Origin of the sequence: Aminobacter sp. BA135, from assembly GCF_050859125.1 — a bacterium.
GTDB lineage: Bacteria > Pseudomonadota > Alphaproteobacteria > Rhizobiales > Rhizobiaceae > Aminobacter > Aminobacter ciceronei.
Map to the genome: position 1 here is coordinate 3,308,570 of NZ_CP139572.1, position 22,758 is coordinate 3,331,327.

At 63.1% G+C, this 22,758-nt stretch carries 17 protein-coding genes and 1 pseudogene; 4 read left to right on the top strand and 14 right to left on the bottom strand.

The annotated features are described in order from the left end of the window. Position 1 precedes the first annotated feature (1 nt). From tssE to tssA, 5 genes and pseudogenes are all read right to left on the bottom strand, one after another. Positions 2–747 (bottom strand): annotated as a pseudogene (tssE, locus tag SLT36_RS16040) (type VI secretion system baseplate subunit TssE). A gap of 1 nt (position 748) precedes the next feature. After that, on the bottom strand, positions 749–1,228 hold the full coding sequence (locus SLT36_RS16045; protein ID WP_067962033.1) for a type VI secretion system tube protein Hcp: 480 nt from the start codon (positions 1,226–1,228) through the stop codon (positions 749–751). 24 nt (positions 1,229–1,252) lie between these two features. Continuing rightward, entirely contained in the window at positions 1,253–2,755 is a 1,503-nt protein-coding gene (tssC, locus tag SLT36_RS16050) for a type VI secretion system contractile sheath large subunit (protein WP_432283514.1), read from the bottom strand. Positions 2,756–2,759: 4 nt separating this feature from the next. Further along, complete coding sequence (gene tssB / locus SLT36_RS16055; protein ID WP_115732040.1) at positions 2,760–3,299, bottom strand: type VI secretion system contractile sheath small subunit; 540 nt, start codon at positions 3,297–3,299, stop codon at positions 2,760–2,762. A gap of 6 nt (positions 3,300–3,305) precedes the next feature. Continuing rightward, positions 3,306–4,472 carry a type VI secretion system protein TssA gene (tssA, locus tag SLT36_RS16060; RefSeq protein WP_432283515.1) on the bottom strand — a complete coding sequence of 389 codons (1,167 nt, stop codon included), beginning with the start codon at positions 4,470–4,472 and terminating at the stop codon, positions 3,306–3,308. Between the two features lie 270 nt (positions 4,473–4,742). Here tssA and tssH point away from each other — a divergent pair, with 270 nt between their 5' ends. Further along, the gene (gene tssH, locus SLT36_RS16065; protein WP_432288360.1) at positions 4,743–7,538 is read left to right on the top strand and encodes a type VI secretion system ATPase TssH; all 2,796 of its coding nucleotides are present in this window, start codon (positions 4,743–4,745) and stop codon (positions 7,536–7,538) included. Positions 7,539–7,561: 23 nt separating this feature from the next. On the opposite strand, the gene SLT36_RS16070 is transcribed toward tssH, so the two are convergent. After that, the gene (locus SLT36_RS16070; protein ID WP_432283516.1) at positions 7,562–7,825 is read right to left on the bottom strand and encodes a hypothetical protein; all 264 of its coding nucleotides are present in this window, start codon (positions 7,823–7,825) and stop codon (positions 7,562–7,564) included. 20 nt (positions 7,826–7,845) lie between these two features. Then, on the bottom strand, positions 7,846–10,626 hold the full coding sequence (locus tag SLT36_RS16075; protein WP_432283517.1) for a caspase family protein: 2,781 nt from the start codon (positions 10,624–10,626) through the stop codon (positions 7,846–7,848). 274 nt (positions 10,627–10,900) lie between these two features. Here SLT36_RS16075 and SLT36_RS16080 point away from each other — a divergent pair, with 274 nt between their 5' ends. Next, positions 10,901–12,937, top strand: coding sequence for a protein kinase domain-containing protein (locus tag SLT36_RS16080; RefSeq protein ID WP_432283518.1), 2,037 nt, complete (start codon positions 10,901–10,903; stop codon positions 12,935–12,937). 7 nt (positions 12,938–12,944) lie between these two features. Here the strand turns inward: SLT36_RS16080 and SLT36_RS16085 are convergent, their stop codons facing one another. From SLT36_RS16085 to SLT36_RS16115, 7 genes are all read right to left on the bottom strand, one after another. After that, positions 12,945–13,613: a DUF2161 domain-containing phosphodiesterase gene (locus tag SLT36_RS16085; RefSeq protein ID WP_432283519.1), complete on the bottom strand. Its 669-nt coding sequence runs from the start codon at positions 13,611–13,613 to the stop codon at positions 12,945–12,947. A gap of 273 nt (positions 13,614–13,886) precedes the next feature. After that, positions 13,887–15,824: a CocE/NonD family hydrolase gene (locus SLT36_RS16090; protein WP_432283520.1), complete on the bottom strand. Its 1,938-nt coding sequence runs from the start codon at positions 15,822–15,824 to the stop codon at positions 13,887–13,889. Between the two features lie 7 nt (positions 15,825–15,831). Next, positions 15,832–17,406: an ABC transporter substrate-binding protein gene (locus tag SLT36_RS16095; protein ID WP_432283521.1), complete on the bottom strand. Its 1,575-nt coding sequence runs from the start codon at positions 17,404–17,406 to the stop codon at positions 15,832–15,834. A 20-nt stretch (positions 17,407–17,426) separates the two neighbouring features. Beyond that, positions 17,427–18,464: an ABC transporter ATP-binding protein gene (locus SLT36_RS16100; RefSeq protein ID WP_432283522.1), complete on the bottom strand. Its 1,038-nt coding sequence runs from the start codon at positions 18,462–18,464 to the stop codon at positions 17,427–17,429. Next, entirely contained in the window at positions 18,461–19,426 is a 966-nt protein-coding gene (locus SLT36_RS16105) for an ABC transporter ATP-binding protein (RefSeq protein ID WP_432283523.1), read from the bottom strand. The genes SLT36_RS16100 and SLT36_RS16105 overlap by 4 nt, the downstream gene beginning before the upstream one ends. A gap of 1 nt (position 19,427) precedes the next feature. Continuing rightward, positions 19,428–20,333: an ABC transporter permease gene (locus SLT36_RS16110; protein ID WP_115732049.1), complete on the bottom strand. Its 906-nt coding sequence runs from the start codon at positions 20,331–20,333 to the stop codon at positions 19,428–19,430. Continuing rightward, positions 20,330–21,304 (bottom strand): ABC transporter permease, encoded by a 975-nt coding sequence (locus SLT36_RS16115; protein ID WP_432283524.1) that lies wholly within the window; start codon positions 21,302–21,304, stop codon positions 20,330–20,332. The genes SLT36_RS16110 and SLT36_RS16115 overlap by 4 nt, the downstream gene beginning before the upstream one ends. A gap of 199 nt (positions 21,305–21,503) precedes the next feature. On the opposite strand from SLT36_RS16115, the gene SLT36_RS16120 reads away from it, so the two are divergent. Continuing rightward, a complete protein-coding gene (locus tag SLT36_RS16120; RefSeq protein WP_263007113.1) occupies positions 21,504–22,415 on the top strand; it encodes a LysR family transcriptional regulator in 912 nt (303 codons plus the stop codon). Between the two features lie 105 nt (positions 22,416–22,520). Next, entirely contained in the window at positions 22,521–22,757 is a 237-nt protein-coding gene (locus SLT36_RS16125) for a hypothetical protein (protein WP_432283525.1), read from the top strand. Position 22,758: the final 1 nt, after the last annotated feature.

Below are 22,758 nucleotides of genomic sequence, written 5' to 3' on the forward strand. Positions count from 1 at the left end.
TCTATGCCTCGCCGTATTCGGTCCGCGCCAAGCCGTTGTCGAGGTTGATCGTGGTCCGCAGCCGGAGCCGTTCCGGCGTCGGCGTCATGATCAGCACCCCGTCGATTTCGATCTTGATGCCCATGCTCTTGTCGTTGAGGGTGACCGTGACCTTGGTCGCGCTCTCCTTGAGGCGCGGCTCGAAATTGGCCAGGACCGTCTTGATTTCACGGGCCAACGCGTCCTTGTCGAAGTCGCGGGACGAGCGGCCGGAGAATGAAGGTACGCCGTAGTTGACCACGCTGCGCCGCACCTCCGGGAAGTCGTCGAGTTTCAGGCGACTTTCGGCGGCCTGCTCATCCTCGACGTCGGACAGCAACGGGGTGGCATCGAAACGCTCGGTGTTGAACAGCGCCTCGATGTCGCGGCGAACCGCCTCGCGCAGCACGCGCGCCGACACCACGATGCCTCGGTTTTCGAGCTCGACGCGGTTACGGTTGAGGAAGACCAGCCGGTGCAGACGCTGCTTGTGGTCGGGCGTGAGATCGAGATCGGAATCGATCACGCGCGCGCTGCCGGTGGCGAGCGCTTCGACACGCTCGCTGCCAAGTTCATTGTTCAATGCCCGCTGCAGGGCCTCGATTTCAGAGCTTAGTCCAGGCAGGTCGTTCACCAGCCGGTCCCATAGCGATGGCTGTGACGCCTCTCGCCTTGCTTGCTGAACTCCACTGGCCTTCATCATGCAGCACCAGGGCGTCTATGCGGCACGTCACAAGCCGGTTGCAACGCTCATCTCTTGCGTATGGTCGGTGTCGTAGACCAGCTCGATCGTCTTGTAGGCGAACTGCACGAAGTCCTCGAGCGTGTCGCTGTTGGTCGTGCTGGCACCGAAGCCATAAGAAACGACGGATGCTTCCTTCATGGTGATGACGAAGTAGTCGCTCGTCTCGCCATCGATCGTGCGGCGGCAGGAAACCACCACTTCGTCGAACTGCTTGTTCTCGTGGCAGGCCTTGGCGAGGTATGGCGACGACATGTCGACATCCTTGGAACAACTCACCGTGCCCAGCGCGACGCGGCCCTTGCGGGAAAGCGAATTGGGATCGAATGGGGCCACCATGTTGAAGGCGACGTTGAATATCTCGATCTCTTCGTCATGACCATCGCGGGTGCTCGGACCCTTGATGTCGGGAACCTTCAGGAAGCCGTCGATCTTGGTAGCTTTTCTCAGATCGTCATCCGATGCCATTGTCTCTCTCCGTTACTGGACAGTTCAGGACTTGACCGAAGGCAGCTCCGACACGAGCCGAAGCGAAGCGTTGATTCCTTCCAGTTGGTAGTGCGGGCGAAGGTAGAAGCGCGCGTTGTAGTAGCCGGGACGCCCTTCGACGCTGTCGACCTGGACCTCGGCCGCGGCCAGTGGGCGTTTGGCGCGGGCCTTGTCGTCGGCGAAGGCCGGATTGGCGAGCACGTAGCGGTTGATCCACTCGGTCAGCCATATCTGCATGTCGGCGCGTTCCTTGAACGAGCCGACCTTGTCGCGCGCAATCGCCTTGAGATAGTGGGCAAAACGCGACACCGGGAACAGATAGGGCAGGTTGGCGCTGAGGCGCTCGTTGGACTGGGCGTCGGGGTCGACGAGCCGCCCCGCACGGGTTTCGTCGTCCTGCAGCGAATGGGCGCCGATGAAGGCGGCAAGATCGGTGTTCTTGCGATGCAGGATCGGCATCAGGCCGAGCTTGGCGAGTTCCGCCTCGCGGCGGTCGTCGATGGCGACTTCGGTCGGGCACTTCATCGCGATCGAGCCGTCGTCGGTCGGGAAGCTGTGCACCGGCAGGTTGATCACCGTACCGCCATTCTCGACGCCGCGGATCTGCGTGCCCCAGCCGAACAGCTTGTGGCTGCGGTTGATGTTGACGCCCATCGGGAAGGCGGCGTTCATCCAGACATATTTGTGGTGGTCGCCCTGGACCTCTTCCTCGAACGCAAAACCCTTCACCGGCACGGTGTCGGCGCCGTAGGGCAACCTGGCCAGGACGCGCGGCATGGCAAGGCCGATGTAGCGGGCGTCCTCGCTCTCGCGCAACGATTGCCACGAGGCGTAGGCCGGATTGGAGACGATCTGCTGCAGGTCCTGCGGATTGGGCAGTTCCTGCCAGCTGTCCATGCGGAACAGACGCGGCGAGGCGGCAGCGATGAACGGCGTATGCGCCGAGGCGCAGACGCCGGAGAGGTTGCGCAACAGGCCGACATCGCGCGGGTGGTTGGAAAACTCATAGGCGCCGATCAGGCAGCCGAACGGCTCGCCGCCGAACATCGAATATTCGTCGGTGTAGACCTTCTTGAAGACCGGGCTCTGGTCCCACATCTGGCCTTCATAGTCTTCCAGCGTGTCGGCCAGCTGCTCCTTGGAGATGTTCATCACCCGGATCTTCAGCTTCTGGTCGGTCTCGGTGTTGTTGACGAGATACCAGAGGCCGCGCCAGGTGCCTTCCATCTCGCGCACTTCGGGTGCGTGCAGGATCTCGTTGAGCTGGACCGTCAGCATCTTGTCGATGCCAGCGATCAGCGACTTGATCGACTTGATCGCATTCGACGAGATGGTGGTCGTCTCGGAGCGCGACTGGGCGGCGAGCGCCAGATTGCGGACGAGCTGCTGCAGCTTCTCGCTGTCGTCCTTCTTGACCTTGAAGTCCTTTTCCAGAAGGTCGCTGAACTCACCGAGGTCGATGGCCTCGGCCTCGGCGACCGTTGGGCTCTTTTGCTGCTCGGCCATGGCTCTACTCCTCGACCTTGTCACTGTCCGAGAGCGCCTGGCTGGCGATCTGGCCCAGCAGAGGCTCGTTGTTCAGCAATTGGGCGATGCGCTTTTCAGCATCGGCACGGCCGTCCATGAAGCCAAGCAGCTCTTCCAGCTGACGGCGCATCTTGAGGATTTCGGCGAGCTGCGGAACCTGCTCGGCGATCTTGTCGGGAGCGAAGTCGCCCATCTTGGAGAAGGTCAGGTCGATTGCCAGCTCTTCCTCCTGCTCGGCACCCTCGGCCTGGGGCAAGGTGTTCTTCACCCGCGCCTTGACCCTTGGGCCAAGCGCTTCCATGAAACGCGGGAACCTGTTGGCATCGGTCTCGACGAAGGTACGGTCGAGCACCGTCTTCTGCGCCTCCTTGGTCTGTGACGAGCCGGCGAGATCGGCCATCACGCCCATCACGAAAGGCAGTTCAATCGTCGTCGGGCTGCCGTAGGTCTCGACGTCATAGGCGATCTGCACGCGCGGCGCGCGATTTCGCTCGATGACCTTTGCTTTGCTTTCGGCTGGCATGCTTGGCTACCTTTCATCCTTCTGAGGCGTCTTCTTGTCAGTTACGCCGGCGAGGAGCCGGAATTCCTTGAGCCCCGAGGGGGCGAGATCTTCCATCAGCTCGACGAAATCCATGTGCACCATGCGGCGCACGCGCCGGGCGAGGTGCGGGATCGGGCTCGATGGTTCGGTACGGTCGTAGAAGGCGACGACGAGATCGAGGCATTTGACGACGTCGTCGCGCGACGTCAGGCGTTCGGGGAGGGCCATGGTCGGTCCCGCATGGTTGGCCACCGGCTCGGGCGCGTGGCCGTTGGGCTGCGCGGCTGTAGGCGCCGAGGCAGACATCTCGGGCGGTGCGGCGGCGCCGGGCGCCGGTTTCGCGGCCGCCCCGCGCTCGATCGTGGTCAGCATCCTGTCAAGAAACTTCTTGAGGTCAGGGACAGTTGGTCCGGTGCTTTCCAAACGCTTGTTGAGCGCGCCGTCGAGCGCTGCCAGTGCTGCGCCTGCCGCACGGGCGTCGGCAACGAGTTGCTCCATCGCCGCAGCAGCCTGATCGGCCTGGGCCGCACACGCACTGCGCAGGCGGGTCAGCAGTTGCTCGTGCTTGGTCGACAGGGCCGCACGTTCGGCGGCATTCAGCCCCTGTGCCGCTTCCTGCAGCATGACACGATCGTCGAGCGCACCCTGCTCGAGCTCGCGGCCGGTAACCGGGCCGAAGCCGCGCGGCGTGAAGAACACCATCTTCCGGAGGTCGTGGAGCAGACCAGGCTCCTGGCCGTTCTGCAGGTCGAGGACGGCGTTGACGCGGCGCAGTGCTGCATCGCGCGGTGGCGCGTTGGGCCGCAAAGCGGGGTGCATCGTGTCCCAATGCGCGTCGAAGGTCCGCGCGATCAGCATCAGCCCTTCGGCAAGGCCGGCCAGTCCGCGGGAATTGGCCAAGGCGCGGGTGACCAGCGTCAGCAGGCGCAGGTCTCTGCCATGGGTGCGCAATTCGTCGGCTTTTTCGAGGACGTCATCCCAGTCGACGGGAATGCTGACTTCGGCCGAGGGCCGGTTGCGCTCGTCATGGACGACATCGGATTGCGGGACGGCGAGGCGCTCGAGGTCATGGAAGCGCGGATCATTGCGCAAATCTTCCCCCGACGGGTTTTCACCGTTCAAAGGGTTGAGCCAAAGAGCAAGATCAACCACGCACCCCCCCACGCCATACTCAGGTCGGAAGTAGCCGGTATTCCACTCGATTTCAGTTTTAGCACAGTTCAGGCGCCGCTCAAAGTTGGACGCGTCTAGCCCTTAAGCGTTAGTCACCACGGCCGCGCGAATTGTTATAGTCGTTCGCTGGCGGGTGCGCGGATACCGTCCGCGCCCGCTCGTGGGCCGGCTTTGTAAAGTCGCGGTTTGTGTGGCAAATTGCAGTGAACGCAGTCCGGCCATTGGAGAAATTCCATGGAACAGAAGGGCATGCAGCAGCGCAGGTCGTCCCAGGGCTTCAAGCGCAAGGAACTGGTCGGCAAGCTCAATCCCACCTGCTTGCGCGCCTTCAAGGCGGCGGCCGACGCAGCAAAGCTGCGTGGCAACCCTTACGTGGAACTTGTTCATTTCATTGAGCAACTTGTTCTTTCGGATCGCTCTGACGTGCAGATGATCCTGGCTGACGCCGGTGTCGATGCGGCACGCGTCGCCGGCGACATGACACGCGCGGTCGACAAACTGCCTTATGGCGCGACATCGATCGAAGAGTTCTCCGACCACATCTTTCACGCCATCCAGGAGGCCTGGAACCTGGCGACGCTGGAGTTCGGCTCCGAGGAGGTGCGCAGCGCCCATGTGATCCTGGCCTGCCTGAAGGTGCCGGTGCTGGAAGGGCTGGTATCGAAGATCAGCACCGAATTCGACAAGATCGACGCCGACGGCGTGATCGCGCGCTTTGCCGATGTCGTCGATGGTTCGCTCGAAGGCTCAGCGACCAGTGCCGCCCCGACTTCGGACGAAGCGCCGCGTCGTCTGTCACCTGGTGGGGAGTCGGCATTGGCGAAATACGCCACCGACCTGACCCAGCGGGCACGTGACGGCAAGATCGACGCTGTCGTCGGCCGCGATCCTGAGATTCGGCAGATCGTCGACATATTGATGCGCCGCCGCCAGAACAACCCGATCCTGACCGGCGAGGCCGGCGTCGGCAAGACAGCCGTGGTCGAGGGTTTTGCGCTGCGCATCGCCGAGGGCGACGTGCCGCCGATGCTGCAGGGGGTCAGCCTGCGCATGCTCGATGTCGGCCTGATGCAGGCCGGCGCAAGCGTCAAGGGCGAGTTCGAGAAGCGGCTGAAGGCCGTCATCGACGAGGTGCAGTCCTCCGAAACGCCCGTGATCCTGTTCATCGACGAGGCACATACGCTGATCGGCGCCGGCGGTGCTGCCGGCACCGGGGACGCCGCCAACCTGCTGAAGCCGGCGCTGGCGCGCGGCGAATTGCGCACCATCGCCGCCACCACCTGGGCCGAATACAAGCAGCATATCGAGAAGGATCCGGCGCTGACCCGGCGTTTTCAGGTGGTCAAGATCGAGGAACCAGACGAGGCCGCCGCGATCCTGATGTTGCGCGGCGTTGCCGGCGTGCTGGAAAAGCACCATGAGGTGCAGATCCTCGACGAGGCGATCGAAACGGCGGTCAAGCTGTCGCATCGCTACATCCCGGCGCGGCAACTGCCCGACAAGGCGGTCAGCCTGCTCGACACGGCTTGTGCCCGCGTCGCCATCTCCCAGCACTCTCGGCCAGGCGAGGTCGAGGACCTGATGCGCCGCAGGCAGGCGCTCGAGGTCGAGCAAGGCATCATCGGCCGCGAGGCGGCGATCGGCATCGAAGTGGACGAGCGCAAGGCACGCGTCGAGGCCGGGCTGGTCGAGACGGACGCCGCACTGGCAGCGGCACAGGAACGCTGGGACAAGGAGAAGGCGGCCGTCGCCGAAATTCTCGACCTGCGCGCCAGGCTGCGCGGGCAGGGCGTGGCGCTCGATCCCGTTGTCGCGGAGGTGCAGGCGTCGGAAGAGGCAGCCGAGGAACCGATCGCAGCCAATGACGATGCTGCTGTCGATCAGGATGTCGCTGCTGACAGCATGCCCCAGGTTGAGCAGGTCGAAACCGCTCAGCAAACAGAGGCAGTCTCCGACCCCGGGGCCGACCTTGTGCGGCTCAAGCAGCTGATGGCGGTGCTGGCCGAGGCGCAGGGCGAAACGCCGTTGATCCTGCTCTCCGTCGACCGCAACGCGGTGGCGGCGGTGGTGCAGGACTGGACCGGCATTCCGACGGGACGGATGCTGACCAGCCAGACCGAAAAGGCGCTGCGGCTGGCGCAGACCTTGTCCGAGCGCGTCGTCGGCCAGGACCATGCAATGGAAATGATCGCCAAACGCGTCCAGACCAGCCGCGCCGGGCTCGGCGCGCCGGAAAAGCCGGTTGGCGTGTTCCTGCTCTGCGGCCCCTCGGGCGTCGGCAAGACCGAGACGGCGCTGGCGCTGGCCGAGACGCTTTATGGCGGCGAGCAGAACCTGATCTCGATCAACATGTCGGAGTTCCAGGAAGCGCATACTGTGTCGACGCTGAAGGGCGCGCCCCCTGGATATGTTGGATACGGCAAGGGTGGCATCCTGACCGAGGCCGTCAGGCGCCGGCCCTATTCGGTGATCCTGCTCGACGAGGTCGAGAAGGCGCATCCCGACGTGCACGAGATTTTCTTCCAGGTCTTCGACAAGGGCATGATGGACGACAGCGAGGGCCGGCGGATCGACTTCAAGAACACGCTGATCCTGCTCACCTCCAATGTCGGCTCCGAGGTCATCATGACCAAGACCAAGGGCGGCGAGCTGCGCGAGAATGTCGAAAACCTCGACGCCGCCTTGCGCGCGCCCCTGCTCAAGGTGTTCCCGGCAGCCTTCATCGGCCGCGTCGTGACGATCCCCTATTATCCGCTGTCGGGCGAGATGATCGAGGCGATCACCCGCCATCAGTTCGGCAAGATCGCGCGGCGGCTGCAGGTCAGCCACGGCGCGGAACTGGTGATCGGCGATGGCGTGATGGAACTGATCAAGGCGCGCTGCACCGAGATCGAATCCGGCGGCCGCATGATCGACGCGATCCTGACCAACACGCTTTTGCCGGAACTCAGCCGCGGCGTGCTCAACCGTTCGCTCGATGGGCAAAAGCTGACGCGCGTGACAGTCGGCGCGTCAGGTGAGGGGTTCAGCTACGAGTTCGGATAGACGAGTTTTATACAATTTGGGGCTTATCCACCATCCCAGCCGCCGCCGCTTTCACTTTTTTCGCTTCGCTCGCTGCTCGGAGTTGCGGGAACTATCGGCTTCTTTATGACCTTTGGCTGAATAGGAGCGGCGACAGCCACTTTCTTCGCGGGAGCCGCCTTCTTGACCTGCACGGGTTGTACGGGTTGAACAACCGCAGCCTGTTCTTCGACTTTCATCATGGAACCGCAACCACCAAGCGGCAGAAGCACGGTCGCCAAAAGAAGACTGATGGTATGCGATTGCATGTCGGGTCTCCCTGTTGTGGTCACAGCATGTCAAGGCGCGGCCTTGAATCGAGCCACTCCTTACGGAGAAGCTCGATAAGAAGTTGTCGAGGCTCGCGAGGAACATCGCCACTCAAGACTGCTGCTGCGGCGTCACGGCTCTTGGAGCCGAGCACGCCATCTATATCGCCAACGTCTTGTCCCATGCGGGCAAGCGCCATCTGAACTTGCTTGCCGACATCGCGGCTTCCAAATTTGCTTAAAGCCGCCTTGGCCTCCTCGGCTGCAGTTGGGTCGCCATAAGAGGCGGCAAGTGCAAAGAGCCGAACCACCTCGCCGTCGTCCTTCTGCAGCGACGGGTTCTCTCTCAGAAGTTCTGCTGTAAATACGGCCCCCCAGCCATCTCCACGTTCGGCACTCTCCCTGTACCAAGTCGCGAGAGTAGCCGGGTCAGCAGTGTTAGCCTTCACTGCCATCCGGCCAAGAAGGCGACCAGCATAGGGATGACCGCTTGCTCGCGCCTGCTCGAACAACTCGGCGGCGCGAACTGTGTTCTTTTCAACTCCAGCACCATCGCGATAAAGGATGCCAAGGTTGACCATGCCATAGATGTCGTTGCGCCCGGCCGATTCCATGAAGAAGCTCAATGCACGAGCGTCATCCTTTTTGACATGCTCGCCGAGATGATACTCCCAACCAAGCTGGTTCATTGCATAGGTGTGGCCCGACTCCGCAGAACTGGCTAGCAGTGCCATGCCTTTGTCTACGTCTGCCGTCGTGCCGCGGCCATCGATCAATGCACGACCCAGCACATATTGGGCATACGGATCGCCGCGCTGAGCAGCTTTTTCGTACAGCTGGACGGCCCGTTGGTTGTCGCGCTCGACCGCCGCACCAAACTGATAAAGCCTGCCGAGCAGATAGCTGGCGCGGACGTGGCCTGCGTCGCTTGCGGCATTGAGTTCGCTCAACGCGTCCTTGAAATCGCCCTGGGCATAGAGCGTACGGGCGTACTGATATTTGAACCGGGCGATCTCGGGATGTTGGTCGACGGCTGCCTTGCAGGCGGCCATTGCCTTGGGCACGTCGATGTCGTTGGGCAGCTTGCCGTCGGCAACCGCCTGCAAGTCGAGCGGTTCGGCGGCGAGCGTGTCGCATTCGTTGACCGAGACGGCGACATTGATGGTGATCGGGGCGGGCGCCGCGGTTTTCGCGGCCGGCATCAGCACCACCGTGCGCACCGGCTCCTTGGCCGGCGTCTTGTCGGCGGGCAGGGGGATCGGCTTGACCTCCATGCTGTCGGTGCTTGTGTCGACATTGCCGGCGCCGCTGCTGGTGTTCATCGCCACCGTCTCGGTCACCGGCGTTGCCTCGTCCTCGGCGGCGACGAGTTTGAGCGACGGGCGGATGCGCAGTTTGGTGATGTCCTCGGCCTTGATCAGGTCGCCTTCGGAGACGATCTTGCCGTCGACTGCAACTTGCGTCTCCGGATCGCGCTTTTCCAGGCGCAGCCAGCCCGTGGGTGCGGCACTCGTCGAGCGCACCACCTCTTCGGGCATGGCGGCGAAGCCGGTGCCGATGTCTGAGGCCATGGCGACGAGGATCGGCTTTGCCTGTTCGGGCGCTGCCGGCTTCGGCTCGTCGCCTTGCTGGATGTTGAGCGCCGGCTTGACCTGTGCCTCGGCGACAGCCTTGTTATCGACGACGACGCGGACGATGCCGCTGGCGCTTCGTCCGCCGTCGGTGGTCACGGTGTAGCGCACCTCGTCGGCGGTCATGTCGGCCGATGCCGGCTTGAACATGACCTCTTCGATACGATCGGCTGCAATCTTGCTGTCGAGGCTGAGTTGCTGGTCGCCGAGCCAGAGCGTGCCCTGGTCGGGCAGCTTGGTGAAATTGATCGTCAGTTCGGCATTGCCGCTGGTGATCGGCGGCGAGATGCGCAGCGCCACCTCCTTGGTGGCCGGAGGAACGCGCACCTCACGCATATCCTCTATTATCAACAGGTTCTGACGGGTTACGAAGAAGAAAGATGAAGTAAGGCTCGACGCATCCCAAGGCGTCTGGCGCCCGTCGGTACGCTTGATCACCTCGGCGCGGATGTCGCTGAGCAGCTTCCTGACCTCGACATTCGGCTTCAACGCATATTCAGCGAAAGTGCCGGTGAACGGGCTAAGTCCGTCATTGCCGTCAAGCGCAACACGGTCGGGCGCGGTTGAATAGACGATCAGCGTGCCGTCCTGGGGCGCGACCGAAGCCAGGCCCTTCTTGCCTTCCACCGCGACCTTGGCCTGGCCGACATAATAGGAATTGTTGGCGAACGGATTGTCCCGGCAGGCGTCGAGGATGGCGATCTGCAGCGAGGACGTTTCGCGCATATATTCGAGCAGGCTCGACATGTTGTAGGCCTGGACCTCAAGATCGTAGGACGTCGCCAGTGTGGCGTCGACCGGGATCATGAAATTGTGGCCGCCGACCTGCACCGCATGGCCGCTGTAGTAGAACAGCGCGACGTCGCCGTCGTTGAGCGTGCGGAGGAAGCCGAGAATGGTTTCCTCGAGGCCCTTCTTGTCGAGGTCCTTGCCGAGCGTAACCTCGAAATTGGCGCGCTCGAGCACCTCGCGAATGCGATCGGCGTCGTTGTCGGCATTGGGCAACTGGGCCAAGTGCTGGTAGGCGCTGTTGCCGATGACAAGTGCAGCGCGCCGGCCTGACACGCCGTCAGCCGCCAAGGCTGTGCTCAGGGCCAGGAGCAGGATAAGACCGCAGGCGGCGACAGCGCCGCTCAGGCGCGCGAGAATGCCAGCATTGCGAGCAGGCAAGCAGCCTTCGCATACCATGAACTGCTCCTTTCGGACATGCAGTCTTTACAGGCTTGGCACGGCTTGCATTTGTTAGTGTTCAAGCATCCTCCTCAGGCGGATCGGTGTCAACGCAGTCGACATAGATCAAACGGCCTATTGCCCGGCGCGCGCAAAGGCCTCGCGAGCAAAAGTCCCCATCGCGAAAATCCGTGTTATTGTCAGCCCAGTGATCGAAAAATCGCAGGTGTGAAGCAATGGCCGAACGGCGCTCACGCATGGATGGAACCAGGTCATGACGCCGGAGGACAAGACACGTATCGCGCCCGATACCGGTGTTCATCAGGGCGTGCAGCTCAACGGCATCTATGAGATCGACGAGCACATCGCCACCGGCGGCATGGGCGAGGTCTATCGCGGCCACAACATCCAGACCGGCGACCCGGTGGCGATCAAGGTCGTGCTGCGCGAATTCGCGCGCGACCAGGGCATTCTGGCGCTGTTCCGCAAGGAGGCGTCGATCCTCAATCACCTCTCCAACGACGCCATCGTGCGCTATCACGTCTTCACCATCGATCCGACCATCGGCCGGCCCTATCTCGCCATGGAGTTCGTCGACGGCCAGTCCCTCGGCGAGCGCATCCGAAACGGCCCGCTCGACACGCGCGAGGCGCGCAAGATGCTGGCTCGCGTGGCCTCCGGCCTGTCGGTGGCGCATGAGGCAGGTGTCATCCACCGTGATCTGTCGCCCGACAACATCGTCCTGCCCGGCGGCAAGGTCGAGAAGACCAAGATCATCGATTTCGGCATTGCGCGGTCGGCCAATGTCGGCGGCGGCACGCTGCTCGGCGGCAGCTTCGCCGGCAAATACAGTTTTGTATCGCCCGAGCAGCTCGGGCTGTATGGCGGTGAAATTACCGACCAGTCCGACATCTACAGCCTCGGCCTGGTGCTGGCAGCCGCCTTGCGCGGCAAGCAGCTCGACATGGGCGGATCACCGGTCGAGGTGATCGAGAAACGCCGCACGGTACCGGACCTCACCGGCATCGACCCCGACCTTCTGCCGCTGCTGCAGTCCATGCTGCAGCCTGATCCGAGGGATCGTCCGGAAAGTGCTGCGGCGATCGTCGAATGGCTGCGCGAGACGAGCGGGGCGACGTCGCCGCCCTTGACGTTGCCTGGCATGCACGACCAGGAGCAGCGCAAGCCCGCCGAGGCCTGGCGGCCGCCGGGATCGGCATCGAGCGGGCAGAAGTCATTGCCACCCGAGGCGGTGCTGCCGCGCGACGCACCATGGCGCACCGCCGGTACGACGGGCAGGCCAATGCCCGACCCACGGCAAAGAGCAGCCCCCAAACCTGCACCCGCCGCGAGCGCAACCAAGTCGCGACGCGGTGCGCTGGTAGGTACAGTCTTGCTGGCCGCCGTGGCCGCCCTGGGTGCCGGCGCCTATTTCTCCGGGTTGATGGACGGGCTCCTGCCGGGAGAAACGGATGTCACATCGGGGCAGGAAGCTGCTGGCGGCAAACTCACGCCGGCGCCGCCCGTACCCAAGGAGACGGTGCAGGTTCCGGCAAAGCCTTTGCCCGAGCCTGCACCCGAGACCGAGGCCAAGGCACCGGCACCGGCACCGACTGACATCGCCAAGCCGAAACCGGCCGAACCGGTCGAGCCAGTGGCGCTGCCGGCTCCACCAAAGGCAGTCGTCAGCGCTGCCGACTGGTTCAAGGCCTTCGACGGCGGTCCCTGCTTCTATGCTTCGGTGGCCAACGCATCGGCGCCCAGCCCCGAGGTCGAGGGGCTCGCGACCTCGAAAGCACCCTTCGACAAGCTGAGCCGTGACTTTGCATCGGCCTTCGGCAAGGGACCCAAGGTCAATCCGCGCATGATCGAGCGCGAGCAGTGCCCGGTCGCCGATTTCCTCGAGGCGGTGCATCCGGACACCGGCCATGGCCCGACCCTGCAGTTGAACAAGGACAACCTCAAGGTCGGGGACTCGCTGCAAGGCACGCTGAGCCGGACCGGCAGCCGCGACGTCAACCTGCTGCTGATCGGCAAGGACGGCGTCGTCTACAACTTCGCCAGCCTGCTCAAGAAATCCGGGCCCGACGCGGCGAGCTTCAGCATGAAGCTGTTCCCGCTCAACGACCAGGAGGCCACGGCGCCCGAACCGCATCTGATCGTGGCGCTGGCGAGCGACAGCGGCATCAAGGCTGCCGACATCAAGGACCCCGAGCTCGCATCAGACCTGTTCCCGAAAATCCGCACGGAGATCGAAGCACAGCCGAACGCCGCCGGCATCGCCTTTGCCTATTTCCTGTTCGACCGTTGAGTTTCGTTCAGATCACGGCGGGCGGCTGCTGAGGCCAGCGCTGCAGCGCTTCACGACCCGTATCCGTCAGTTCGTAGATGCCGCGATCAACGCGGACGAACCAGCCATAAACATTGTCCTGCAGGATTTTTGGCGCGCGCGACACTGACTGGCTCAGGTCGCGCGGCCGCCTGGGGCCGTCGACCAGGGCCACGGCGCATTTCAGCGCGTCCTGGCGATAGGCGGTCATAACAGGCGCGCGCGAGCCACCGCCGACGACTGGGTCTCCCTGCCTCCGGCGATGTTCTGATACGAGGCGTGAGCGCCGTTTCGTATCGCGGCGCGGCGCCGGTGCCTCCGGGCTGAGCAGGACTTCGACCCGTTCGTCGTCGAATATGCCGAGCAGGCCGAAACCCAGGCGACGGCAGAGATTGCGGAAGCGTTTGTCGCCCTCACGACCCTTGCCGCGCGGCGACATGCGGGCGGCAAGCCAGATCTCGTCGGCGGCGGCAGCACGATCGACACCTTGCAGGATGAGCTCGAGATTGAACTGCAGCTTCAGTTCGCAGACGACGACGATGGGCGGCGCATCGCTGCTCAGCGCCAGCAGGTCGCAGCCGCCGATCTCGCCCTTGACCTCGAAGCCGAGGCCTTCGAGGAAGCGTTTCACCGGGCTGTAGAGTGCCGTCTCGAGCAACAGGTTTTCTCATCGCATTAACGCTGGGCCAAGGCTGTGCCTCGTCGCTGGCGCTGGCCAAGTCTGCGTCGAATCATTCAGGACATCATGCCGATGCCACCGCCATAGTCGAGCGGTGACATCCGGCATCGGGACATTCGACCCGGTTGGCGGTCAATTTGCCAGGACAGGGCCTGGAGCAATTCCAGGAAAAGTGTGCAGCGTTTTTCTGTCCGGAATTGCGCAGAAACAACATGATGGAGAGTTTCCGCGATCCGAAGAAATGCGGAAACGCTAGTCCGAAATCCGGGCGATATCCTGCAATGCAGCCGCCGAGAGTGTCCTCAACCTGATGCGGGAGGCGCGTTCCTGGTCGCAATAGATCATGTTGCGGGCGACACGCTTGGCGCGGCCGCGGCCTTCCGGTGCGCCGGTGTTGGGATTGACGTCGAACTTGGGAAAATTGCTCGAGGATATGTCGAGCCGAAGCCGATGGCCCTTGTTGAACAGATTGGCCGTGGCAAAGGGTTCGATGGTGATGCTCATCACCTCGCCCGGGACGCAGGGTTTCGGCGCATCGAAGCCATCGCGGTATCGGCAGCGGAATATGCCGTCCGTCAGGATCATGGCGAAGCCGGTGGGATAGTCCTCGCTCGGTGGATAAACGTCGATCAGCTTTGCGGTGAAGTCGGTATCGGGGCCGTCAGTGGAAGCAAAAAGCTCAACGGTCACCGGACCGACGACGGCAATGTCTTCGGCAAATGGCTCGGTTTCGAAGGAGAGAACGTCCAGCCGAGCCGAAAGCGGCAGATTGGTGTTGTCACAGCCGAAGAACCGCGCCTGCTCGCGCTGATCGAAGCCGCCGCCCTCGAACACCGGTTGGCCGCTGGTCAGCGCGCCGCCGATGGTCGGCACGGGGTGCTTCGGATCGAAGTCGTAGACGAATGGAGCTGCCGTCCTGGCAGGGGCCTCGGTCGACAGGCGGCCGTCCTCGTGGAGGTGCAGCACCGTTTCCTCGGAGGTCGGTACCGGCCAATCGGGTGCGGCGATCCAGCGCCCACCATGGTCGAGGCGGCCTTGCGGAGTCTTGCGGCCCGACCCACCGCCCATGACGAACAGGCGCGCGCGGGGCTCTCCGTCGACGCCATTGTCTGCGTCCTTCATCCAGCGGTCGAACCAGCGGCGGCGAAACTCCAGCCAGCTTTCGCTGACATTGCCGCCCAAGGGGGCGGTCGCACCGAACTCGACATCGCCGGCGAAGGTGGCGTTGCGGTTGCCGTGCAGATTGGGGCCCATGATGAGCGCCATCGGACGATCCCGGTCACGCGCCAGTCCTTCGTAATTCTCGAAGGTGGTTTTCACATAGGCATCGTACCAGCTCGACAGCAGCGCGACCGGCACCTTCGGGAAAGTATCGTAGCTTTCGGCAGCATAGATGCCGGGCTGCTTCCAGTAGTCGTCGAAGGTGCCGTGACGCCACTGTTCGAGCAGATAGTCCTCGTATTCGGGGACCCAACGCACCGGTGAGCGCCGCTCGGACCAAGGCATGGCGTTGAACCAGCTTCTGACATCCTCCGCTTCCAGTGCGCGCAGCAGGTTGGGGTCGTGTTTGGCCGCGGTGCTCTCGCGGGCATTGTTGTACGCCCAGGTTGCCTGCTTCAATTCAAACGCGCCGCCCTGGCGAATGCCGCAGGTAAAGGCGTTGGAGAACCCGCCGGAGTCCATGACCATCGCGGCAAGGCCGGGCGGGTTCAGGCAGGCCAGCGCCATCTGGGTGTGCGCGGCATATGACAGCCCCATCGTGCCGATCTTGCCATTCGACCAGGGTTGCTCGACGATCCAGGCAAGCGTGTCGTAACCGTCAGGACCTTCGGCGAGGTACTTGGTGAACGCGCCTTCCGAACCATGTCGGCCGCGGCAATCCTGATAGATCACGACATAGCCGTGGCGGACGAAGTGGCTTGCGACTTCGGCCCGCGTCATCGGCCTTGCCATGCCGAGTTCGATTTCCGAGCGCGAGCGCTCATCCTTGCCGTAGGCGGTACGTTCCAGGATGACGGGCAGGGCGTCTTCCAACACCCTGCCGTCATTTGCCGGACGATAGATGTCGGCCGCGAGCCGGACACCGTCGCGCATCGCCACCATCACATCGCGGTGGACCACGACGCCGGGGCTCACCGGTTCGAGCGCGGGCAAGGACGCGACGCCCATCGTTTCGGCTGCTGCTTTCATGACTGCCTTACTTCGTCGTGTGGGCAAAGGTGGCGAGCGTATCTTCGCCCTTGGAAGGGGTGAAGGCGATGCTGTCCCGGCTCGCCCAGGTGACCACCGGCCAGTAGAGCGGCATGATGGCGACGTCGCCGAAGGCGACCTCGGCAGCTTCGGCCAACAGCGCGTTGCGCTTGTCGACGTCGAATTCGGCCAGCGCCTCCTTCATCTTGGCATCGTAGGCGGGATTGGAATAACGCGCCCGATTGAAGGAGCCGGTGCCAGCTTCCTTGTCGAACGTCATCAGCACGTTGGTCATGCCGGGCGCCGCAGACGGGGTGGTTGTGCCGAAGGAGAAAACGAAGGCCGAGAATTCCTGCTTGCCGGCTGCCGCGACATAGACGCTGTAGGGCTGGGTGACGACGCCGTTGACCTTGAGTCCACCACGCGCAAACAGCTGGCCCAGTGCCTGGCCGACATCGGCGTCGCCGGCAAAACGGTCGTTGGACGAATGCACTGTGATGCCGAAACCGTCGGGATAACCCGCCTCGGCAAGCAAAGCCTTGGCGCCGGCGAGATCGATCGCTTCCGGCTTGAGATTGGCCGAGTGGCCGCCGATGCCTTCAGGCACGAGCTGGCCGGCGGCGGCACCTGCACCCGACAGGATGCGGTCGATCAGAAGCTGGCGATCGACCATCTTCGACATCGCCTGGCGCACGCGAACATCCTTCAGCGGGCTCGGCGCCAGCTTGGCGCCCGCCTTGTCGGTGACGAACGGGCTCTCGTCGCGTGCGCTGTCGAGTGCCAGATAGACGATCCGTGCCGAGGGCGTGGAATGCAGTGCGATGCCCTCGACGCTCTTCAGCGTTGCGACATCCGCCGGCGGCACGGCGTCGATCAGATCGACAGCGCCGGAACGAAGCGCCGCCACGCGGGCGGCGTTGTTGGAGATCGTGCGGAAAGTGACCTTTTCGAATTCCGGCTTGTCGCCCCAGAAATCGTCGTTGCGCTGAAGCACAAGGCGGTCGCCCGGCACCCATTCGACGAATTTGTAGGGGCCGGTGCCGATGGTCGCAGCGCCACTGTTGAAATCCGCGATGCCTTTGCCTTCGGAGGCCTTCCTGGAAACGATGTAGACCATGCCGGCCAGTTCCATGAATTGCGGCGTCGGCTTCTTGGTGGTGAAGCGGATGGTGGTCGGATCGACGATCTCCATCTTTGCGATGGAGCCGACATTGGCAGTGAACGGTGCCGGGCTGTTTTCGATCGTCGACACGCGTTCGAGCGAATAGACGACGTCCTCAGCGCTCAGCGGTGAGCCGTCGTGGAACTTGACGCCCTGACGCAGCTTCACTTCCCAGGTAAGCGGATCGGTATTCTTCCAGGATTCGGCCAGGTTCGGCTTGATCTGAAGGTTTTCGTCCTGCTCGACCAGCCGCCCGAAAATATGCTGGGCGGCATTCTGGTTGTTGCCGGTGCGCGAGAATTGCGGGTCGATCGCCGAAGGCTCGGCGGAAATGCCCACTGTAAGGTCGGCGGCAGATGCCGCCATGGAAAAGCTGCTGGCCAAAAGCAAAGCTGCGAAAGACGAACGGATGATCTGCATGGTCGTGTTCCCTTTTCTGTTCATGCAATTGCGGTTGTCGGAATGGCAGGCGAGGCCGCTTTGCCCGGCAGCTCGTTGAGGTGGCAGGCGCTGACGTGGCCCGCCGCGATCTCACGCAAGATCGGCCGCTCGATGCGGCAACGGTCGAAGGCGTGCGGGCAGCGCGGATGGAAATGGCAGCCCGAAGGCGGATGAAGCGGCGAGGGAATCTCGCCTTTCACCGGATTGAACTGGCGCTTGCGCTGCTTGATCGTCGGCACTTCGGAAAGGAGTGCGATCGTGTAGGGATGATTGGGCGCGGCGAAGAAGGCGTCCGCCGGAGCGCTTTCGACGATGCGGCCGAGATACATGATCGCAACGCGGTCGGAGATATGCTTGACCACGCCAAGGTCATGGCTGATGAACAGGTAGGTCAGACCGAGTTCCTGCCTGAGCTCCATGAACAGATTGAGGATCTGCGCCTGGATCGAGACGTCGAGCGCCGACACCGATTCATCGCAGATGATGAAGCGTGGATTCACCGCCAGGGCACGCGCGATGCCGATGCGCTGGCGCTGGCCACCAGAGAACTGATGCGGGTAACGGTTGAGATAGGACGGGTCGAGACCGACACGCTGCATCAGCGCGGTCACCATTTCGGCGGCATCACGCCGCGCCACCATGCCATGGGCGATTGGCGCTTCGCCGATGATGTCGCGTATCGTCTTGCGCGGATTGAGCGAAGACATCGGGTCCTGGAAGATCATCTGCGAGGCAAGCCGCGCAGCCTTTGCCTCGGCACGCGGCAGCGCCGACATATCCTTGCCCTGCCAGTTCATCACGCCATCGGACTGGGGCAGGATGCCAGCCATAATGCGACCGAGCGTGGATTTGCCGCAGCCGGACTCGCCGACGAGCCCGACGACTTCGCCGGGGTTGATCGCTAGCGAGACGCCGTCGACGGCATGAACGACGCGCTCCTCTATATTGGCGCCAAGAAAGCGCGCCAGGCGTTCGGCGTAATCGAGCCCGCGCGTGAAACGTCGAGAAATCGATGTGGCTTCGACAAGAGGCGTCATGCTGCCCTCGCGATCTGCGGGTGGAAGCAGCGCCAGCGGTGCCCATCGGCTGTGGCTTCTTCTGGTTCGGTATTGCAGGCTGCTGTGGCCGCAAAGCAGCGCAGGCGGAATGGACAGCCCGCAGGTCGCCCAAGCGGTGGCGGCGCCATGCCGGGAATGGGCGTCAGCGGTTCGCCCCGTTCGAGATTGGCTGGAACCGAACGCATCAGGCCGATCGTGTAGGGATGGACCGGATTGTCGAGCACGGTGTCGGTTTCGCCGGTCTCGACGATCCTGCCGGCATACATCACCGCTATCCGGTGGGCGAGGCCGGCGACGACGCCAAGATCATGGCTGATCCAGATCAGCGACATGCCGAAGTCGCGGCTCAGTCCCTGGATTACCGCCAGGATCTGCGACTGGATGGTGACGTCGAGCGCTGTCGTCGGCTCATCGGCGATGATGAGCTCCGGTCGGTGTAGCAGTGCTATGGCGATGGCGACACGCTGGCGCATGCCGCCGGAAAACTGATGCGGATAGGCGGCAAGCCGTTCGTCGGGAGAGGGGATGCCGACCAGACCGAGCGCTTCGACGGCGCGAGTTCGCGCCTCGGCCTTGGAGACGCGGTCATGGGCGCGCACCGTCTCGACCATCTGGGTCTCGATCGACAACACCGGGTTGAGCGTCATCATCGGGTCCTGGAAGATCATGGCGATCTTCTTGCCCCTGAGTGTCCGCATCTCGCCCTGCGAGCGGCCGACAAGGTCTTCGCCGTGAAACAGGATCCTGCCGCCGGCGATCCGTCCCGGCGGATCGACAAGGCCCAGAACTGAAAAGCCGGTGATCGATTTGCCGGAACCGGACTCGCCGACCAGGCCGAGGATTTCGCCCCGGCCAACCTCGAACGACACGCCGTCCACCGCCTTGGCCACGCCGGCTCGGGTGAAGAAATAGGTGCAGAGATTTTCGACCTTCAGCGTCATCTTATCGCTCCGAAAGTCGGGGGTTGAGCACTTCACGGAGACGGTCGCCGACGATGTTGATGCTGAAGACCAGCGCCAGCAGCAGGAGGCCGGGATAGACCGATATCCAGTATTGGCCCGACAACAGCGTCTGGTAACCATTGGCGATCAACAGGCCGAGCGACGGCTCGGTGATCGGCAGCCCGATGCCAAGGAAGGACAGCGTTGCCTCGGCTGAAATGGCGTTGGCCACCTGAAGCGTTCCGATGACGATGATCGGCGGCAGGCAGTTGGGCAGCATGTGGCCGAACAGGATGCGCGGCTTGGAAAGCCCCAGCGATGCGGCGGCCTCGACATATTCCTTGCCGCGCTCGATCAGCGCTGCTGCACGCACCGCGCGGGCAAACTGCGCCCACTGTACGATGACCAATGCCAGCACCACCTTCCACACGCCCTGGCCAAGCAACGCCAACAGCATCAATGCCACCAGGATGGTGGGGAAGCCGAGCATCAGGTCGACAAGGCGCATGATCAGCGTGTCGATGCGGCCGCCATAATAGGCTGCGGTGAGGCCAAGTGCCGTGCCGACCGCAAGAGCGATGACTCCGGAGAACAGGCCGACGCCCATCGACGTCCGCAGGCCGTAGACCATCGCCGAGAACATGTCGCGGCCCTGGCCGTCGGTTCCGAGCCAATAGGTCGTGCCCGACATGCTGTTGGACATCGGTGGCAGGCGCGCGTCGAAGAAATCGATCGCTGCGAGATCATACGGGTTCTGCGGTACCAGCGAGGGGCCGAAAATGGCCGTGGCGATCAGGATCAGGCAGATCGCGAGCGCGATCGTCGCCTTGGGGCTGCCGAGAATGCCGCGCAGCGAGCGCGCCCAGAACGACTGGCTTTCTTGGAAACGGTGGGTGAGCGCTGTCATTGCGTTTCACTCAGCCGGATGCGCGGATCGAGCATCGAATAGACGATGTCGACGGCAAGATTGATGAAGATGAACATGGTGACGACAACCAGCAGGTAGGCAACGACCACGGGACGGTCGAGCACGGTGATGGAATCGATCAGGAGCTTGCCGATGCCGGGCCACGCGAAGATGGTCTCGGTCACCACCGCGAAGGCGATCAGCGAACCGAATTCCATGCCGACCACGGTGACGATCGGGATCAGGATGTTCTTCATCACATGGACGGAAATGATACGGCGTTCGGACAGACCCTTGGCACGGGCGAACTTGATGAAGTCGAGTGGCATCGTTTCGCGCACGCCGGTGCGGGTCAGCCGGATGACAAGCGACAGCTGGAACAAGGCGAGGTTGGTCGCCGGCAAGATTAGATGAGCGAGCCCGTCCCAGGTAGCCAGGGATGTCGTGACGCCGAAGATCTCTCCGGTTTCGCCGCGCCCGGATGACGGCAGCCAACCGAGCCAGACCGAAAAAATCATGATCAGCATCATGCCCTGCCAGAAATTTGGCAGGCTGAAACCGAGAATCGAGCCGGTCATGATGGTTTCGTCCGTCACCGAACGCGGCTTGAGCCCTGCGATCAGGCCGAGGGGAATGCCGAGCACGAGCGCGATGGCGAGTGCGACGAAAGCGAGTTCGAGTGTGGCCGGCAGCCGCTGAAAGATGAGGCTGATGGCCGGCTGGTTGAAGACGAAGGAGCGGCCGAAATCCCCGTGCAGCGCGTTGACGAGGAAGGTGCCGTATTGCGCGACCAGCGAGCGGTCGAGCCCGAGCGCGCGGATCGCCGCCTCGCGCTCGGCGAAGCTGGCGTCGGCGGGGATCAGGATGTCGACTGGATTGCCGATGGCGTAGACGCCGACAAAAACCAGAAGCGACGTCAGGAATACGACAAACAGGCTCTGGCTGAAGCGGCGGATGATGAAAATCGTCATCGCGGTTGCGCTCCTTGCATGACTTGCCTGAATGGGCTGCGCCCGGTCATCACGTGAATGCTCTCCTCCCGGCGCCGGTTGCCGACTGCCTGTTGTCGTGCGACGTAACAGCGAGGGCGGCAGGCGCGCAATCTTATGAGTTTTGTGCATTACTCGATGCGAAAAGGGCCGTGCAGCAGCGTGGGGAACTGAAAGCTGAATGAACCTGAAGCAGTTGGACGTGTTTCGCGCGGTGATGCAGACCGGTTCGACGATCGGCGCATCGGGCGTGCTCGCCTTGTCACAGTCGGCAATCAGCCGCCAGCTCACGAGCCTGGAGGAAGAGATCGGTTTTGAGCTGTTTCGTCGTGAGAAGGGCAGGCTGGTTCCAAAGCCTGAGGCAACCGCACTGCTCCAGGAGGTCGGCGAACTCTCGGACGTCTTGGCACGGCTGAAGCGCCGGACCGACGAACTCAGCGCCGGGCGCTCGGGCCGGACGCTGATCAAGATGGGGTTTCCGCACTCGCTGACGACGACGCTGTTGCCGAAGCTGGTCGCCGACTTTCTGGCAACGCAGGATCAGGTCAGTATCGAGCTGGTGGCCGGCCCCTACGATATGATCGAACGCGCGGTCATGGGCCGCAGCGTCGATTTCGGCTTTGTCCGGTTGCCGACCGAAGATCGTGGCCTGGTGACGATGCCGCTGGTGTCGAGCGGGCAGCTATGTGTTTTGCCAGCCGGTCATCCGCTGGCAGCGCGCGAGACCATCAGCGCCGACGATCTTGCAGGCTCCGATCTGGTGCTGCTCGGGCGACTGAGATCGAGCCGCGAAGACATCGAAGAGCGGCTGCGGCGTGCCCAGGGTGCGGTCCGTTGCCGGGTCGAAGCGCATTCGGTGGAGGCAAGCGTCGCTCTGGTCGCCGAGGGCATAGGCGTTTCGATCATCCCGGCGCTGATCGGCAGCCTGCTGAAGTCCGAACGCGTTGTCATGCGGCCATTCGCGCCGCCGCTGTGGAGCGACTACGGTATCGCCACGCTGCGCGAAGCGCCACTTTCCAGGCCGATGTTGATGTTCATCGCCATGTTGAAAGAGCGACTTGTCGGTGACGGCGTGCTGACCAAGCCGATCTGAGCTGGGCCATAACAACATGCCTCGTGATGGACCAACAACGCCTGCATTGATCAAGGATCGACTTTGGGAGATAGTCGGCGCCATTGGTTCAGGAGCCTTGGGCGTATGCGTACACCGGTTGCCAACCAGATCAGGAAGCGCAGGGCCGTCTCCGACGCGCTCGGCCGCCACAAGGTATTCGTCAGTTCCAGGCTGTTTCGCGGCGACGGCCAGACCGTGTCGCGGGTGCTCGTCGCGGGCCAGTATTATGATGTCAGCGACGCTTTGCTCGACAGGCTGATGACAGGTGCGACGCCCAGGGAGCTTGAACTGGAGCCCGCACCTGAAGACGCGGCGCGCTAGG

What these genes read in the sequence shown, in the direction of transcription:
- SLT36_RS16045 (WP_067962033.1), bottom strand. Translation starts at nt 1,228, where the DNA reads ATGGCATCGGATGACGATCTGAGAAAAGCTACCAAGATCGACGGCTTC.
- tssC (WP_432283514.1), bottom strand. Translation starts at nt 2,755, where the DNA reads ATGGCCGAGCAGCAAAAGAGCCCAACGGTCGCCGAGGCCGAGGCCATC.
- tssB (WP_115732040.1), bottom strand. Translation starts at nt 3,299, where the DNA reads ATGCCAGCCGAAAGCAAAGCAAAGGTCATCGAGCGAAATCGCGCGCCG.
- tssH (WP_432288360.1), top strand. Translation starts at nt 4,743, where the DNA reads ATGCAGCAGCGCAGGTCGTCCCAGGGCTTCAAGCGCAAGGAACTGGTC.
- SLT36_RS16070 (WP_432283516.1), bottom strand. Translation starts at nt 7,825, where the DNA reads ATGCAATCGCATACCATCAGTCTTCTTTTGGCGACCGTGCTTCTGCCG.
- SLT36_RS16080 (WP_432283518.1), top strand. Translation starts at nt 10,901, where the DNA reads ATGACGCCGGAGGACAAGACACGTATCGCGCCCGATACCGGTGTTCAT.
- SLT36_RS16090 (WP_432283520.1), bottom strand. Translation starts at nt 15,824, where the DNA reads ATGAAAGCAGCAGCCGAAACGATGGGCGTCGCGTCCTTGCCCGCGCTC.
- SLT36_RS16095 (WP_432283521.1), bottom strand. Translation starts at nt 17,406, where the DNA reads ATGCAGATCATCCGTTCGTCTTTCGCAGCTTTGCTTTTGGCCAGCAGC.
- SLT36_RS16100 (WP_432283522.1), bottom strand. Translation starts at nt 18,464, where the DNA reads ATGACGCCTCTTGTCGAAGCCACATCGATTTCTCGACGTTTCACGCGC.
- SLT36_RS16105 (WP_432283523.1), bottom strand. Translation starts at nt 19,426, where the DNA reads ATGACGCTGAAGGTCGAAAATCTCTGCACCTATTTCTTCACCCGAGCC.
- SLT36_RS16110 (WP_115732049.1), bottom strand. Translation starts at nt 20,333, where the DNA reads ATGACAGCGCTCACCCACCGTTTCCAAGAAAGCCAGTCGTTCTGGGCG.
- SLT36_RS16115 (WP_432283524.1), bottom strand. Translation starts at nt 21,304, where the DNA reads ATGACGATTTTCATCATCCGCCGCTTCAGCCAGAGCCTGTTTGTCGTA.
- SLT36_RS16120 (WP_263007113.1), top strand. Translation starts at nt 21,504, where the DNA reads ATGAACCTGAAGCAGTTGGACGTGTTTCGCGCGGTGATGCAGACCGGT.
- SLT36_RS16125 (WP_432283525.1), top strand. Translation starts at nt 22,521, where the DNA reads ATGCGTACACCGGTTGCCAACCAGATCAGGAAGCGCAGGGCCGTCTCC.